Annotated in this window: 17 protein-coding genes; 3 read left to right on the forward strand and 14 right to left on the reverse strand. The window is 63.3% G+C overall.

Annotated features, from left to right (window positions below; genetic code table 11):
- Positions 1-13 precede the first annotated feature (13 nt).
- Entirely contained in the window at positions 14-760 is a 747-nt protein-coding gene (locus tag ACXYMS_RS01390; RefSeq protein WP_458903234.1) for a sulfite exporter TauE/SafE family protein, read from the reverse strand.
- A 152-nt stretch (positions 761-912) separates the two neighbouring features.
- Positions 913-1,812, reverse strand: coding sequence for an acetylglutamate kinase (argB, locus tag ACXYMS_RS01395; protein ID WP_458903235.1), 900 nt, complete (start codon positions 1,810-1,812; stop codon positions 913-915).
- Positions 1,813-1,990: 178 nt separating this feature from the next.
- On the opposite strand from argB, the gene ACXYMS_RS01400 reads away from it, so the two are divergent.
- Both ACXYMS_RS01400 and ACXYMS_RS01405 read left to right on the forward strand, forming a co-directional pair.
- On the forward strand, positions 1,991-2,542 hold the full coding sequence (locus ACXYMS_RS01400; RefSeq protein ID WP_458903236.1) for a sigma-70 family RNA polymerase sigma factor: 552 nt from the start codon (positions 1,991-1,993) through the stop codon (positions 2,540-2,542).
- Complete coding sequence (locus tag ACXYMS_RS01405) at positions 2,539-3,243, forward strand: anti-sigma factor (RefSeq protein WP_458903237.1); 705 nt, start codon at positions 2,539-2,541, stop codon at positions 3,241-3,243. The genes ACXYMS_RS01400 and ACXYMS_RS01405 overlap by 4 nt, the downstream gene beginning before the upstream one ends.
- On the opposite strand, the gene tilS is transcribed toward ACXYMS_RS01405, so the two are convergent.
- The 7 genes from tilS to ACXYMS_RS01440 form a co-directional block, all read right to left on the reverse strand.
- Positions 3,240-4,514, reverse strand: a complete 1,275-nt coding sequence (gene tilS / locus ACXYMS_RS01410; protein ID WP_458903238.1) for a tRNA lysidine(34) synthetase TilS — start codon at positions 4,512-4,514, stop codon at positions 3,240-3,242. The two genes, ACXYMS_RS01405 and tilS, sit on opposite strands and share 4 nt — an antisense overlap.
- Positions 4,499-5,518: a tol-pal system protein YbgF gene (gene ybgF / locus ACXYMS_RS01415; protein ID WP_458903239.1), complete on the reverse strand. Its 1,020-nt coding sequence runs from the start codon at positions 5,516-5,518 to the stop codon at positions 4,499-4,501. The genes tilS and ybgF overlap by 16 nt, the downstream gene beginning before the upstream one ends.
- A 172-nt stretch (positions 5,519-5,690) precedes the next feature.
- A complete protein-coding gene (pal, locus tag ACXYMS_RS01420; RefSeq protein WP_458903240.1) occupies positions 5,691-6,185 on the reverse strand; it encodes a peptidoglycan-associated lipoprotein Pal in 495 nt (164 codons plus the stop codon).
- A 461-nt stretch (positions 6,186-6,646) separates the two neighbouring features.
- Positions 6,647-7,294, reverse strand: a complete 648-nt coding sequence (locus ACXYMS_RS01425; RefSeq protein WP_458903241.1) for a DUF2461 domain-containing protein — start codon at positions 7,292-7,294, stop codon at positions 6,647-6,649.
- A 10-nt stretch (positions 7,295-7,304) separates the two neighbouring features.
- Positions 7,305-7,646, reverse strand: coding sequence for a TfoX/Sxy family protein (locus tag ACXYMS_RS01430; protein WP_458903242.1), 342 nt, complete (start codon positions 7,644-7,646; stop codon positions 7,305-7,307).
- A gap of 22 nt (positions 7,647-7,668) precedes the next feature.
- Entirely contained in the window at positions 7,669-8,052 is a 384-nt protein-coding gene (locus ACXYMS_RS01435; RefSeq protein ID WP_458903243.1) for an MAPEG family protein, read from the reverse strand.
- Positions 8,053-8,062: 10 nt separating this feature from the next.
- Entirely contained in the window at positions 8,063-8,368 is a 306-nt protein-coding gene (locus ACXYMS_RS01440; RefSeq protein WP_458903244.1) for a YciI family protein, read from the reverse strand.
- A 108-nt stretch (positions 8,369-8,476) separates the two neighbouring features.
- Here ACXYMS_RS01440 and ACXYMS_RS01445 point away from each other — a divergent pair, with 108 nt between their 5' ends.
- Positions 8,477-9,085 (forward strand): TetR/AcrR family transcriptional regulator, encoded by a 609-nt coding sequence (locus tag ACXYMS_RS01445; RefSeq protein ID WP_458903245.1) that lies wholly within the window; start codon positions 8,477-8,479, stop codon positions 9,083-9,085.
- A 610-nt stretch (positions 9,086-9,695) separates the two neighbouring features.
- Here ACXYMS_RS01445 and ACXYMS_RS01450 read toward each other — a convergent pair.
- From ACXYMS_RS01450 to ACXYMS_RS01470, 5 genes are all read right to left on the reverse strand, one after another.
- The gene (locus ACXYMS_RS01450) at positions 9,696-10,721 is read right to left on the reverse strand and encodes a peptidoglycan -binding protein (protein WP_458903246.1); all 1,026 of its coding nucleotides are present in this window, start codon (positions 10,719-10,721) and stop codon (positions 9,696-9,698) included.
- A 3-nt stretch (positions 10,722-10,724) separates the two neighbouring features.
- The gene (locus ACXYMS_RS01455; RefSeq protein ID WP_458903247.1) at positions 10,725-11,711 is read right to left on the reverse strand and encodes a flagellar motor protein MotA; all 987 of its coding nucleotides are present in this window, start codon (positions 11,709-11,711) and stop codon (positions 10,725-10,727) included.
- A 120-nt stretch (positions 11,712-11,831) separates the two neighbouring features.
- On the reverse strand, positions 11,832-12,626 hold the full coding sequence (locus ACXYMS_RS01460) for an inositol monophosphatase family protein (RefSeq protein ID WP_458903248.1): 795 nt from the start codon (positions 12,624-12,626) through the stop codon (positions 11,832-11,834).
- A 212-nt stretch (positions 12,627-12,838) separates the two neighbouring features.
- Positions 12,839-13,900, reverse strand: a complete 1,062-nt coding sequence (locus tag ACXYMS_RS01465; protein ID WP_458903249.1) for a tetratricopeptide repeat protein — start codon at positions 13,898-13,900, stop codon at positions 12,839-12,841.
- Positions 13,897-14,520 (reverse strand): thiamine phosphate synthase, encoded by a 624-nt coding sequence (locus tag ACXYMS_RS01470; protein WP_458903250.1) that lies wholly within the window; start codon positions 14,518-14,520, stop codon positions 13,897-13,899. The genes ACXYMS_RS01465 and ACXYMS_RS01470 overlap by 4 nt, the downstream gene beginning before the upstream one ends.
- Between the last annotated feature and the right edge of the window lie 123 nt (positions 14,521-14,643).

Genomic DNA, 14,643 nt, shown 5'->3' on the forward strand with positions numbered 1-14,643 from the left:
GGCGACCATTCCATCAGCCCAGCAATTGCCAAGTCTGGTAGATTGCCAGGGCAATGACCAGCCCGCCCACGAGGATCATCAGCCGCTGTGCGGGGATGATCCGCACCACGAAGCCGGCCAGGGGCGCCGCCAGGACGCCGCCGGCCACCAGGCCGGCCACCGACCAGATATGGCTGGCGATGCCATCGGCCTGCTGCCAGTGACCGGTGAGAAGAGCGGTGATGAAGGCAGCCGAAACGGCGGAGGTGACGAAGAACTCCACCGTATTGACCGTGCCCACCACATAGCGCGGGGCGCCGCCCGAACCGATGAGGCTCGACGTGACGATCGGGCCCCAGCCGCCGCCGCCGGCCGCGTCGACAAAGCCCCCGGCCACGCCCAGGGGCAGCACCACGCCGGTGCGGGGCTCGTGATAGGGCGCGCGGGCCCGGAACGCACGGAACAGGATGTAGATGCCCAGGAGCCCTAGATAGACGGTGACGAAGGGGCGAAGCACGGCGCCATCGATCGAGGTCAGCACATAGGTGCCGAGCACGCCACCGATCATGCCGGCCGGCGCCAGGCGCCAGAACAGGCGCCAGTTCACATTGCGATGGCTGACATGGCTGGTGGCAGAGGCGGCCGTGGTGAACATTTCGGCGGCATGCACGCTGGCCGAAGCGGCCGCGGGTGGAACCCCGAAGCTGAGGAGCATTGTAGTGCTGACCACGCCATAGGCCATGCCCAGCGCGCCATCGACGATCTGGGCGAGAAAGCCCACTGCCGCAAAGATCAGAAACTCGGATCCCAGATTTGCCTCCCCAGACTGACAGAGGGACGCTATCTCAATACCCTAGCTAGTAGATAGGGTATGAGGCGCAGGCATTTTGCGTTCCGGACGGGTGCGGGGAAACAGATTACTCCATCTCTGGTTCAGCGCACGATCAGGGTGCCGGCGCCGTGTTCGGTGAACAGTTCAACCAGCACCACATGGGGAGTCTTCCCGTTGAGGATGACGACGCCCTCAACGCCATTGTCGAGCGCTTCGAGGCACGTTTCCACCTTGGGGATCATACCGCCTGAAATGGTGCCATCGGCAATCAGCGCCTTGGCCTCGCGCACGGTCAGTTCCGGCATCAGCGTGCCGTTCTTGTCGAGCACGCCGGGCACATCGGTGAGGAACAGCAGGCGCTTGGCGCCGAGCGAGCCGGCAATGGCGCCGGCAAAGGTATCGGCGTTGATATTGTAGGTATTGCCGTCGCGGCCGGGAGCGACCGGGGCAATCACCGGGATCAGCTCGGAGCGGGCCAGAAGGTCCAGCAGGGTACGGTCGACTTCCACCGGCTCGCCAACAAAGCCGAGATCGAGCACGCGCTCGATATTGGAGCCGGGGTCCTTGACGGTCTTTTCGGCTTTTTTGGCAAAGACCATGTTGCCGTCCTTGCCGCACAGACCAATAGCCCACTCACCCTCAGCATTGATCAGCGCCACGATTTCCTTGTTGATCGAGCCGGCCAGGACCATCTCGACGATTTCCATGGTGCGCTTGTCGGTGACGCGCAATCCGCCCTCGAACTTGGATTCGATGCCCAGGTTCTTGAGCATGGAGGCAATCTGCGGGCCGCCGCCATGCACCACGATCGGGTTGACCTTGGATTGCTTCAAAAGCGCAATGTCGCGGGCAAAGGCCTGGCCAAGCGTGGCGTCGCCCATGGCGTGGCCGCCATATTTCACCACGACCGTCTTGCCCTCATAGCGCTGCATATAGGGCAGGGCCTGGGCGAGGATGCCGGCATCGTGGCTGAACCTGTCCGTCGAAGCTTGATCGGTCATTATTGTAAGCGGCTCCCTGGAAAGGCCTTCGTGTCGGGGAAAGGGTCTAAAGGATTTCCGGTTCCGATGAAATCGCCTTGGCCTACATTTTCAGATGGAGTGATCCATTTGTCCCGCGTTTGCGTTATCCGCCTCATGGGAACATCGCGATTGCGGTGCATTGGAGGGATGCCAGACTATGGCCATGCAATCTGCCACAGCCGACATCGCGGATTTAATATCACGCTGCTCGCTGCGCGACCGGCAAGCATTTCGCACGCTCTATCAACGCACAAGTGCGAAACTCTTCGGGGTCGTGCTGCGTATCTTGAGAAACAGGGCCGAGGCCGAGGAGGCCATACAGGAGGTCTATATCAAGATCTGGCAGCGTTCGGATCGTTACATTGCGGGGCAGTATTCTCCCATCAGCTGGCTGGTGGCGATCGCGCGCAACCATGCGCTCGACATGGTGCGGGCGCGGCGTCCTGCAAGTGACGGTCTCGACGCGGCGATGGAAATTGCCGATGCTGGTCCCAGTCCGGAAAAGCTGACGGAGGCCAGTCAGGAGGGCGGGCGGATCGAGGCATGCCTCGCCACGCTGGAACCCGACCGGGCCGATGCGGTCCGCGGCGCCTATCTGGATGGCTATAGTTACGACGAGTTGGCACAGCGCTTTGCTGTGCCGCTCAATACGATGCGAACCTGGCTGCGGCGCAGCCTGATGAAGTTGAGAGAGTGTCTGACAGCATGAGCGAGACTCAGGGCAGAGAGGAAAGTGGCGGGCGCAATGCGCTGGTGGCCGAGTATGTCCTGGGCCTGCTCGGGCCGGACGAACATGCTCGCGTGGGGCAGTTGATCGAGGCCGATCCGGCCCTGCAGGCGGAGCGCGATTTCTGGTCGGCGCGCTTCGCCGCGCTGGACGGCGAATTTGCGGAAGCGCCGCCGCCCTCCCATGTGCTGGAGCGCGTGGAAGCGCGGCTCTTCGGGGCGGAGAAGCATACGTCATGGCTCGACAGCCTAGCGCTGTGGCGCGGCATCACTGCCGGCGCGCTGGCTGTGGCCGTGGCGGCCACAGGCTTCAATCTCATGCAGCCGACGCCGGACGTGACGAGCCTCACCACCCAATTGGTGGCCGCGCTCGAGGCCGAGGGCAGCGATGTGCGCTTCCTGGCGCTTTATGATGGCGGCGGCGCGGTGCGGCTGACCGCGCTGTCAGGCGATGTGGCAACCGACCGCGATCTTGAACTCTGGGCGATCCAGGGCGGTCAGGACCCGATTTCCATGGGTGTCGTGCCGGTTAATGCGCGCTCGGTGGTTGAGCTCTCCGAACAGGTCCGTCAAGGCTGGGGCGAAGGCTCGGTGCTGGCGCTCACGCTCGAACCCAGGGGTGGTTCGCCGGACGGCACGCCCACCGGTCCGGTGGTCGCGGCAGGCGAAGTGCACCAGATCTAGTCGATCAACAATTCCACCTTCACCCGTTCGTCGAACGACCAGCCGCCGAGCGCCAGGATGTCTCCGGCCACGTTGCGCACCATTGGAGCAGTGCGGATGGCTTCAGCAGGGGTGGTGACCTTGAAGCCCAGGAAATCCTCCAGCCGGTGCCGGGGCATGAAGTCGGTAGCGCCCGCCACGATATCCTGGTCTCCGGAGATATTGGTGATGAGGAAGCGCTGGTCCCAGACGAGACCCTGATGGGGCGGCAGGGTAATGTCTTCGGGCAGCGCCCGGCCCGGCTCGCGCGACAGGGTCAATGCCGTGCCCTTGAGACGCACCACTGCGCCCAGAAGGGTTGTTGAACAAGGCAGATCGTCCTCTACAATCTTGTCATAGAGCCGCTCGACCTGGCCCAGGGCGCGGGGCTTCTGCCGGCCGCCGACGATATTGAGCACGCGGTGCAGCAGCCGCCGTCCGATAGCCGGGCTGAGCGCGCGGAAGGCGTCGCGAGGGACGTTCGCTGCGCCGAAGCCATCAAGGCTCACCAGTTCTGCAAAGGCGGCCTCGGCCATCTGGTTGAGAGCCGCGTCCGCTTCGCCCATGCGGGCTGAGAAGCGGGCGAGAGCTGCGCTGTCGAGCCCTTCTGCCGCCAGCACCGGCAGCAGCTTGCGCCAGCGCACCCGCTCATAGGCGATGTCGTCATTGGAGGGGTCGAGTGCCGGCGTCAGCCCCGCCTCCTGCACCAGTAGGTGCAGGCCAGCCGGCTCGACATCAAGCAGTGGGCGAAATACCTCGACGCCCTCGACGCGGCTTAACGGCGTCATGGCTTTCAGGCCCTCGATGCCACTGCCATGGGCCAGCCGCATCAGCACCGTCTCGGCCTGGTCGGCGCGATGATGGGCGGTGAGCAGGAGACTTGCCCCATCTTCGGCCATGGCTGCGCCGATCAGTCGATAGCGCGCCTGTCGGGCCGCTTCCTGCAAACCGCTTTCCGGTTTGTCGCCGGTCCAGACGAGACCACGCGCTGCAAGGCCCAGCCGCACGGCGATGTCCATCACCATGCCAACCTCAGCGGAAGCCTCGGGACGCAGGCCATGGTCGACGCTGTAAACAATGATCCTGGGCAGCGTTTGCAGGCCAGCTGCCCAGCGCTGCGCCAGAAGCATCAGCGCCAGGCTGTCCGGCCCCCCCGACACGGCCAGCCCCAGAGACTTATGCGTGGCGGCCGGGGCAAAGAGCCGGTCGAGCACGGCCGGATCGCCCAGGTCCGGCGTCAGGCCGGTGGACATTCGGCCTTGGCCCTTTCTTCGCCCAGCCGGGTCTGGAAGGCGGGGATGGTGTCGGGATAGCGCAGGTCGATCTCGGCGAAGGTACGGCAGGCGGTTTCGCGTTCGCCCACCCCGGCCAGCGATACGCCGAGCTTGAGGAGCAGGTCCGGGGCGCGGGGATGGTCGGGGTTCTTCTGATAGGCATCAACGAGCACATCGGCGGCTTCGGCATAGGCCGCGCGGGCCAGCAGCGACTCGCCCAGCCAATTGCTGGCATCCATCAATTGCGGATTGTCGGGGTAGAGTTCGATGAACTGGGAAAACTGCTGTTCGGCAAAGGCGTAATTGCCTTCAACCAATGCCTCGTAGCCGGCGCGGTACTGGGCGTCGGCGTCGGGATTGCCGGTGGCGTCGGCCGCCGGATCATAGCTCAAATCGAGCGGCTCGCCGGTGATGAGATCGACGCCTCCGGAGAGGCCAGTGCCAACCAGCGGATCGCCGGACTGGCCCAGACTATCCACGGGGGCTGTGCCATCGTCGAAGGTGGGGTCGAATTCGACCTCGCCGGGCAGGGGTTGCACACCCTGCTCGGGGATGTCGGTCAGGGGAATTTCGGTTTCGCCTTGAGCCGGGTCCTGCGGCAACGCCTGGGGCTGCGTCACGCCGCCCGCCTGGGTTGCCGCATCAGCGTTTCCCGAGCCACCGCCTTCCAGCTGCTGGAAGCGGAATTCGGCGTCTTCCTGGAAGCGGTTGAGAATCTCCTGGAGCTGGGTGAGCTGGAAGGTCAGGCCCTCGACCTGGCCGTTGAGCAGGCGGATCTGTTCCTCGAGCTGCTGGATGCGCACCATGAGCTGGGCGCTGTCGGCCTGGGCCACCAGGATGCGGCCGCCGTCATTGTTGAAACTGAGGCCGCTCAGTTCGCCCGGTGGAAACACGGTCTGCGCCTGCGCAGCGGGAGAGCAGAGCCCCACGCCCAGGGCGCAGAGCGCCGCGCGGCCGAGTTTTGCAAGTTTCGTAAGCGTCAAGCCTGCCTCCAATGCTGCCATTGCCCGCCAAGATGGGTGTTGTCGGTCTGCCGATAAAGAGCAATTTTGGTCAAAAGAAAGCGCCCGGGCCTTTTTAGGGGCTCCGGGCGCTCTTGCCTCCAGTTTTCACTGGATCGGTTGGGACTTTTGGTTTCCCGAAAAGCCGTTCGTTCTACTGCACGACCGTGACCGCGCGGCGGTTCTGGCTCCAGCAGGAAATGTCATTACAGATCGCGACCGGGCGTTCCTTGCCGAAGGACTGGGTGGTGATGCGCTGGGCGCTGACGCCCTTGGACACGAGATAATTGACCACCACCGAGCCGCGGCGGGCGCCCAGGGCGATATTATATTCGCGGGTGCCGCGTTCGTCGGCATGGCCTTCGACCATGATGCGATAATTGCCATACTGGTTGAGCCAGGCGGCCTGCTTGTCGAGAGTGGCCATGGCCTCGCTGGTGAGCGAGCTGGAATCGGTCTCGAAGAAGACGCGGTCACCCACGGTGACGATGAATTCCTGCTGGCTGCCCGGGGCGCCGGCCCCGGCATTGCCAACCCCTGTCAGGCCGACATTGTCAGTAGCGCTCCGCGAACAGGCGGCGATGACCACGACGAACAGCAGCATGGCCGCGGCGCGCATGGCGGTGTTGATGGGGGCGGGGATAACCAAGGCAGGCTCCTAACGGAAAGGCTTCAATCTTAAGCACGACATTTACCGCACTTAATCTTAAGGCCCGGTGTTCCGGCACAGTTAATCTTTTCCTAATGGGGCGTGGATGTGGCGGGAAACCAGGCTTTTCTGTGACGTTGCCAAGGCGCAACAGAGGGGCGGCAGGATGGTATAGGGTTAAAGTCGGGTCATCTGCACGGCCAGTGTCAGAGCTTCGTCACGCGTTTCCCACCTGCCGGAGCGCCGGACAGGGGCCAGTAGTCCCAAGGCAATAGAGTCCGCCAGTCTTGGCGTCTGGTCGGGGGTGGTTTTCGGGCAGTCCGCTTTCCATCGGCAGTGTCAGGAAGCGGACGTGCGGACCTGTGATCTCATCGGATGGCAAACGAAGATCGCAGGTGCCAGTTAGGATCAACCGGGGCGCGCTGCTTTGTTATGCTCGTTTCGCGGGTTTAGGTCGAGCACTATATTGGGCTAACGACCAGCGAAATAGACATCAGGGCGCGGAACGATTCCTCGCAGCGCCGGGCAAAGTCTGGAGCCGTGGCCTCTGACGCGGCGCCCAGGTCGATCCATGCCGTCAGCCCCTTGCGGCGGAACAGATCGCTGAAGGGTTGATCCGCTGGATATTCCTTCGGCACCCGCTTCAACTCGGGCTCTTCGAGCCGGGCTCCATTGGACACAAGCTGCGCCAGGTTTTCGGAGATCGTCGGACCCGATTGGGAAACAAGAGCTCGGAAAGCGCGAAGCCGCTGCTCGCTGAATCTGAACACCCCCGCGCCGACGCTCACCTTCTTGGTGTCGATACCCAGATGCCAGGCGCAGGCGTCTGGTGGGCCGAGGAAGGTGATATGCAGATGGGTGTTGTATGGGGTCTTGTCTGCGCTGAAGCGCAAGTCGCGATGCATGCGGTACACCTTCGAGGCATATGTCGCTCCGGTTAACGTGCCCAGGTAGCTTTCCAATTGCTCGCAGAGCAAACGAGCTGGTTCCAGCAGTTGGTTCTCCAGCGTCGTCTTATTCGCCGTGAACCAGTCACGATTGTTGTTGGCGTCCAAATCAAAAAGGTACTGGATGCCCGCGTTGGGAAAGCCTTTGAACTCCATCGTCATGCCGATCTCCTCATTTCGGCGGAAGCGCAGACACATAGGCAAGTGCCATCGAAACCCAAGCTTTCAACTGGCCGTCATCGCATTGCGACGCATCGACAAACACGAACCCGCGCATGGGGGACCGGTCGCCCACCTGCATCGGCCTCGCTCCCGGAAAGGACAGTGCCGCCCCCTCACTGTCCTTGCCGACACGAAACATGAAGCGCTGCTCGCCGGACTTTTCCCGGTGCGCCCCGCCAAGCATGTTGCCATTCAGCATGAAGCACAGGCCGCCCATCATGCGTTTCTCGCTCATTCCCACTATGCCTTCGAGCGCCTCGCGCAGCCGGGCCGAGAGATCTTCGTCATACATATCTGCAACCCTCTCCAGCGTCCTATCTCCAGATGGCAAAAATGACCCACGCACCCAGCAGCAAGCCGGGGGCGGTGACCAGGGTCATGGGGCCGGCACGCATCTTGTTGTCATACAAGAACCAGTGCAGCCCGCGACCCAGAAAGAATGACACCACGGCCGCCCAGAGCCAGGCTTGTTCAAGTCCCAGCCATTCGGCCGCGAACAGGACCATGGCTATGAGCGGCGCGGTCTCAATGAAATTGCCATGAGCGCGAATGCGCTTGAACAAGACAGGATCGCCACCGTCGCCTCGCAGAATATTATGAGAGCCGCGATAGAGGCCGATCCAGCCCGTCAAAGGCATGAGCAGGGCGGCGCATAGTGCAATGAAGGTGAAGGTCACCGGCAAGTCGATACCTGTCATCGTGTTCGGCTCACATCTGGACGACAGGGGCGATCTCGATCGAGCCGCCCAGAGAGAGAAGAGGAGACGCCTTGGCGTAGGCGGTTGCTGCCCGCAAGTCGGCAGTCTCAACGATCATGTAGCCCGACACCGGGTCCCCGGCGGCAACTACATCTCCCCCCGAGTCGACGAATGTGGACATACCCACCGCGGCCCCCGGATCCGCCACCGCGCCACCCAGGTCGGTGAGCCAGGTGTTCCAGTCGTCCATCAACTTCTGGCCAGCTTCCGGGCTATCTGGCTTACCACCACGGAATACGAATACGAACTTTGGCATCTGCTATTTCCTTCCTAATCGAGTGAATGCGCCGAAGATCGCTGCCCTGAGAATATGTTCAAGAACATCTTTTGCTGGCAGGCTATGGTTTGTTCGAAGGAGGACCGCATGCCCTATCCGAAGGACCACAAGGAGAAGACCCGCGCCCGCATCGTCGAGGCGGCGCGTCAGTTGTTCAACACCCACGGGTATGATCGGGTAACACTGGACATGGTCATGGCCAGCGCCGGTATGACGCGCGGCGGATTCTACGCCCATTTCCGTAACAAGGAATCGCTGTTCGCCGAGGCGGTGGACAGCTTTCTTCAGGGCCGGGGAGCGCAGTGGCGCGGGGACGCTGGAATAGATCCGAACCGCCGTGAGCTGGTAATGGCACAGCGGATGATCGACGCCTATCTGAGCGACGCGCATCTGGCTGATCTGGCTGGTCAGTGCCCTATGATCGCACTGTCATCAGATGTGGCCAGGGCGTCCGAGGAGGTGAGGGAGAGCTATCAAAAGCTCTTGTCGGCGATGATCTGGTTGTTCGAAGTGAACACAGGTGCGGTTGGTCCCGAGGCACGCCAGAAGGCGATGGCCATTTCCGCCTTGTGCGTTGGCGGCATGATCCTCGCCCGGACCTTGCCGGACAGCGATCTGGCCGGCGACGTTCGACGCGCGGCCCACGCAATGGCTCGGGAATTTTGCAGTCCGGGAGGGGCGGTAGAGGCGGCCTGAGGGGCTTGCCCTACCAAGGCGCAAGAGCCCTCGAGGGGAGCGCGTCCCATCATGGGCGCTGCCCTCAGCCAACGAGCTACAGCACACGTACACTGCGTTTTGCGACGACGAGTTTCAGGGCGGATGTCGGCTTTCGGGAATGGACGAGGTTCGCCTGGCAGGAATGGGGTCGCAGCCGCCGCGAAAAAGTAATCCCCGGTCCGAAATCTTCCCTCGTACTCCTGCCCATCTCTCCCGCGATGGGGCGGCCTGCAGCGAACAGTGGCGGGAGGGAGCCGGGCGTGGGGCAGTCGCTTGCCACCACGGTCTGGGGGTGGGGGCACTGGATGAGAGTCCGGACACCGTGCTGCACTGTGATGCAGTCCCCGGAATAGGCCGGCAAGGTCCCTCCTAACGAGAAACTTCGATCCGTCCCGCAGGGCGAATCTCTCCGGTGGTGACATTTGAGGGGAGAAGGCCATAAGCGCTACGCGCGAATGGCTAGCGTCCCGAGACGGCTTTCGTTTCGTTTTTTCCTTACCTTGGGACGCAGGCCGTCTCGGGACTCCGCTCTGTTTGAAACCGGACGCTCTGCAAGGCGGTCCGATGCCGGGTCACGCGCAAACGAGGCTCAGCCCTCGGTGAGCTTGAACTCGATGCGGCGGTTGCGGCGATAGGCGTCGTCGTTTTCACCGGGATCGAGCGGGGTGAATTCGCCGAAGCCGGCGGCGACCAGGCGGTTGGGCGAGACGCCTTGAGACACCAGGTATTGCGCCACGGAAATGGCACGGGCGGCCGAAAGCTCCCAGTTGGAGGGGAAGCGGGCATTGGAAATGGGCCGGCTATCGGTGTGCCCATCGATGCGCAGCACCCAATTGATGTCGGTGGGGATTTCGGTTTCGAGCTGCAGGATGGCATCGGCCAGAGAATCAAGTTGGGGCAGGGCGCCGGCATTGACGTCGGCCTGGCCGGGATCGAACAGCACTTCGGACTGGAAGACGAACCGATCGCCCACCACGGTGACATCGGCTCGGCCCTCGAGAATCTGCCGCAGCCGACCGAAGAAGTCGGAGCGATAGCGCGTCAGGTCCTGCACGCGTTGGGCCAGCGCCACGTTGAGACGGCGCCCCAGATCGGCAATCTGGGTGCGCGATTCGGCGTCGCGGCTCTCGGAGGCTTCAAGGGCCGCTTCAAGCGCCCCGATCTGGGTGCGCAGGGCGGCCAGTTGCTGATTGAGCAGGGCCACCTGGGCGTTGGCTTCGTCGGAAAGCTGCTCGGCCTCCAGGAGATCGGATTCGAGCCCGGCAATGGCGGCGTCCCGATCACCCAGCCCGGAGCCGATGCCGGCCAATTGGTTTGCAAGGTCCTCGTTGTCGGCCTGAGCGCCGGCCAGGGTTGCCGTCAGGTTCGCCAATTGCGCGTTAAGATCGTCCGAATTGGCGCGTTCGAGTTGCAGCAGGTCGGTCAGTTCGGCGATCTGGCTGTTGAGCCGGGCCAAGGCCGTATCGCGCCCCTGGATTTCCTGACCCAGGAAGAACTGGGTTAGCATGAACAGGGAGAGCATGAAGATGATGACGAGCAAGAGGCTCGACAGCGCATCGACAAAGCCGGGCCAGTAATTGGCTTCCTGTCTGCGGCGGGCGCGCGCTCCGGGCATGGATCAGTCCCGGCGCTCGTTATCGGCTTCGTTGAGCATGGCCTCGATCAGGTCGCGGAGCTTCTTGTTGGTCTCCCCCTGCTCGGTGATGTAGCCCCTCAAGTCATCCTGCTCGACGCGGATATGCTTGACCAGCCCGTCAATGCCGCGCGCTAGTTCGGCCATGGCGCGAATGGCGTTCTGAGAGGAATTCTGGTTCTGCATGCTGTCGCCGAGCTTTTCGAACATGGCGGCCATTTCCGGGCCCCCGGCATTGGCCTGCATGGCGCTGACCGGATGGTCGAGCTCGGTCATGGAGGTCATCCAGTCCTCGAGATCGGTATAGAAGGCATTTTGAGCCTGGCTGGTTTGCAGGTCGAGAAAACCGAGCACCAGCGAACCGGCAAGGCCGAACAGCGAGGACGAGAACGCCGTGCCCATGCCGCCCAGCGGGGCCGCGAGGCCTTCCTTGAGATTGGCAAAGAGCGAAGCAGTGTCGGCCGAGGTCACGTCGAGCGCATTGATGACGCCGGCCACCGAGCTGACGGTTTCAAGCAGGCCGTAAAAGGTGCCCATGAGGCCCAGAAAGACCAGGAGGCCGGTCAGGTAACGCGAGGTGTCCTTGGCCTCGTCGAGGCGATTGCCCACCGAGTCGAGGATCGAGCGCATGGAGGAGGGGGTGATCACTGCCTCCCCGATACGCTCGCGAAGGATACCGGCTACAGGGGCCAGAAGCACCGGCGGGCGGGTGGAGGTGACTGTGCCGTCCTGGAGGGAATTGACCCATTTGACTTCCGGGAACAGACGGAAAATCTGGCGGAAGCTAAGAAAAATGCCGACGAACAGGGCAAAGAAAATCATCGAATTGATGAAGGGGTTGGCCCAGAAAAAGCTGATGATATTGGTGATCAGGATGGCGGCGACCAGGCCCACCAGCACCAGAAAGATCACGATCTTGACCAGGTAAACGGTCGGGCTGGCGAGGTGGTAGGGATCGTAAGTCTGCGTCATCTTGCCGAACCTTGCCCCTTACGCGCGCAAATCAACCGCTCCGGAGTCTAGAGGCGGGATAAAGGCGTGACAATGGAAAAGGTTAACGATTTGCTTTGGCAGCAATGGGGCAGAGCGCCCCTATTGAATGGTGCGCAGGGTCTTGAGCAGGGCGCCCTGAAGCGCTTCATTGCCGGCAACGATCTGGCCATTGGCCACCGAACCCGGCTGGCCGGCGAAATCGGAAACCAGGCCCCCCGCTTCCTTGACCATGAGCAGACCCGGCGCGACATCCCAGGGTGCAAGGCCGGCTTCCCAGAGCGCGTCATAGCGGCCGGCGGCCAGCCAGGCCATGTCGACGGCAATCGAGCCGGAGCGCCGAATGCCGGCCACGGCGGGGTTGATGCTGGCCAATTGGCGCAGTTGCAGGGCGTCATTGCTGGTGCCCTGGGTCTTGATGCCGGTGACGATCACTGCGTCGGAGAGGTGGCGACGGCCGGCGACGCGCAGGCGCTTAGTGTCGGCCAGCCAGGCACCGCCGCCCCTTTCGGCGGTGTAGAGCTCGTCCATGATCGGGTTGTAGATGACCGATGCGACTATCTCGTCGCCGCGCTGCAGTGCAATGGCCACGGCAAAGAGCGGGATCCCGTGCAGGAAATTGGTCGTGCCGTCGAGCGGGTCAACGATCCAGGTGTGCTGGCCATCAGTACCGGCAACTGCCCCGCCTTCTTCCATCAGGAAGGCGTAAGTGGGGCGGGCCTTGCGCAGTTCGTCGAAGACGATCTGTTCGGCGCGCAGGTCCGCCTTGGACACGAAATCGGCCGGGCCCTTGCGGGACACCTGCAGGTTCTCGACCTCGTTGAAATCGCGCGACAGGGATTTACCGGCCTTGAAAGCGGCGCTGACCATGACATTGAGAAGGGCGGAACGCGCCATAGGGAGGTGCTCGCTAGCTCATGCGGGCCAGCCGGCGCGGGCAGATCGGGCTGCCGGCCGGCCAAGGGACCGCCTGGTCCCGCCGCTGGATTGAAGTGTGGCGGGCTTATTGCCCCAGAACTGCTTGAGGTTCAAGGGTCTTGCGCCTGCGCCTGTGCCTCCGTCTCGTCATTGCCGGCTTCTGCGGTGCCGGGCTCGGCATCCCCTCCCTCCTACAATTCCGTGTCAGCGTCGGATTCATTGGCTTGACTAGGAGCGTTGGCGGCGTCGGTCGGGGCCGGCAGGACCGGACCGCTCACGCCCGGTGTCGCGGCGGTCGTTTCACTGCCGGGCGGCGGCGAAGGCCAGAACCGTGCCCGCTCTTCGGCCCGGGCCAGAGCTTCGGCCTGAATGGACACAAGCAGGCGATCAAGGTCGGGGTCGCTGAGACCCTGACGGCGGGACAGGGCTCGCCACATGGCCGATTCTTCAAGGTCGAGCGTTACGCCTTCGCCTACTGCCAGCAGCTTGGCATAGCGGTTCTGGGCGACCACATTGCCGGCCTCGGCCGCGATGCCATACCAGCGCGCCGCCTCCGCGATGTCCCGGTCAACACCCTGGCCGAGGTAGAGCAGAGTTGCATAGTCGACCTGGGCGTCGGCCAGCCCTTCTTCTGCAGCGAGGCGCATATAGCGGGCGCCCTCGGCTGCGTCCGGGACCACGCCAGCGCCTTCGAGCAGCATGGCGCCATAATCGTAAAGAGCTTCCGGTAGGCCCGCCTCTGCGGCTTCCTTCATCAGCGCGGCGGCGGTGGTCAGGCTCGGCTCGGCATGGATGCCTTCGACATGGAGCAGCGCCAGATTGTATTTTGCGGGGATATAGCCGGCCTCGGCGGAGACCCTGAACAGTTCAGCGGCGCGCTGACGGTTGCGGGGGACGCCAATGCCGCCCTGATAGAGCATGCCAAGCTCGAAAGTCGCCAGGCGATCCCCGTTGTTGGACGCGAGCTGATACCAGCCGGCAGCGCGCTCGGCGTTCTGCACGACGCCTAGGCCTCGCGCATAGATTTCGGCGATCAGCGTCTGGGCGGATGCATCACCCTGCTCGGCGCGAGGCAAGGCAAGCTCGAGGGCGGTGAGATAATAACCACGCTGAAAAGCGCCAAAAGCATAGTCAACCGGATGGCGCGGGCCAAAGATGGAGTTGCTGATCTGGTCAGCAGGGTTGATCTGGGCCTGCGCCGGAAGCGTCAGGGCCAGCAGGACCATTGGCGCGAGTACGTGAAACTGCCTCATGCGTGCGCCTTGCCGGCCTTGTCAAACGCATCGAGCGTTGCGGCCGGATCGGCGGCCTCCCAGATGCAGGTCGAGAGGGCGATGAACTCGGCGCTGGTTGAGGACAGCATATCCGGTGCGGCGGCGGGGTTGGAGTAGATGGCCGGAACTTCGAAGGTCTCGGCCCACCACTGCGCCAGTTCGGAGGCCTGAGGGTCGGGCGCGCCGCCCAGGGGCCCGAACATGACATAGTCCACGTCCAGCTCGCCAAAGCTCATGGCGTCATGGCGGGAGCGGATATTGCCAACACCGACGATGCCCACGGGCTTGAGGGTGGCGATGGCGGCGCGGATGGCCTTGATGCCGCCGGTGGTGACATGCACGCCATCGGCGCCAAGGCTGCGCGCCAGTTCGACGTCGTCCTCGACCAACACGGCCGCGCCGGCCGCCTGGCCGACCTGGACCAGTCGCTCGACAAGGTCGGCATAGGCAGCACTCTCAAGCGTGCCGCGCCGCACCAGCAGGGCGGCGATCTCGGGGCCAGACAGGATACTCATGAGCTGGCGCGGAAACTGACCTGTGTCCGGGTTTTCCGGCGTGATGAGATAAAGCTGCGGAGCCATGGTATTCCCGGTGAACAAGCCGACGCTCCCTAGGTGGCCATTTTGGCAACAAAGGGACAAGCCTCAATAGGGGATAGACCCCAGTATAGGCAATGGCATGGCGCCGGGGATAAAAATGCGCGCGCCCCGGGAGGAAGCGCG

This window comes from Devosia sp. CAU 1758, from assembly GCF_054482695.1.

Excerpts from the sequence above, each read along its gene's own strand:
- ACXYMS_RS01450 (WP_458903246.1), bottom strand. The coding sequence starts at position 10,721 with ATGCCCGGAGCGCGCGCCCGCCGCAGACAGGAAGCCAATTACTGGCCC.
- ACXYMS_RS01460 (WP_458903248.1), bottom strand. The coding sequence starts at position 12,626 with ATGGCGCGTTCCGCCCTTCTCAATGTCATGGTCAGCGCCGCTTTCAAG.
- ACXYMS_RS01440 (WP_458903244.1), bottom strand. The coding sequence starts at position 8,368 with ATGCCAAAGTTCGTATTCGTATTCCGTGGTGGTAAGCCAGATAGCCCG.
- tilS (WP_458903238.1), bottom strand. The coding sequence starts at position 4,514 with ATGTCCACCGGCCTGACGCCGGACCTGGGCGATCCGGCCGTGCTCGAC.
- ACXYMS_RS01455 (WP_458903247.1), bottom strand. The coding sequence starts at position 11,711 with ATGACGCAGACTTACGATCCCTACCACCTCGCCAGCCCGACCGTTTAC.
- ACXYMS_RS01430 (WP_458903242.1), bottom strand. The coding sequence starts at position 7,646 with ATGTATGACGAAGATCTCTCGGCCCGGCTGCGCGAGGCGCTCGAAGGC.
- ACXYMS_RS01465 (WP_458903249.1), bottom strand. The coding sequence starts at position 13,900 with ATGAGGCAGTTTCACGTACTCGCGCCAATGGTCCTGCTGGCCCTGACG.
- ACXYMS_RS01435 (WP_458903243.1), bottom strand. The coding sequence starts at position 8,052 with ATGACAGGTATCGACTTGCCGGTGACCTTCACCTTCATTGCACTATGC.
- ACXYMS_RS01405 (WP_458903237.1), top strand. The coding sequence starts at position 2,539 with ATGAGCGAGACTCAGGGCAGAGAGGAAAGTGGCGGGCGCAATGCGCTG.
- argB (WP_458903235.1), bottom strand. The coding sequence starts at position 1,812 with ATGACCGATCAAGCTTCGACGGACAGGTTCAGCCACGATGCCGGCATC.
- ACXYMS_RS01425 (WP_458903241.1), bottom strand. The coding sequence starts at position 7,294 with ATGACGATGGAGTTCAAAGGCTTTCCCAACGCGGGCATCCAGTACCTT.
- ACXYMS_RS01400 (WP_458903236.1), top strand. The coding sequence starts at position 1,991 with ATGGCCATGCAATCTGCCACAGCCGACATCGCGGATTTAATATCACGC.
- ACXYMS_RS01445 (WP_458903245.1), top strand. The coding sequence starts at position 8,477 with ATGCCCTATCCGAAGGACCACAAGGAGAAGACCCGCGCCCGCATCGTC.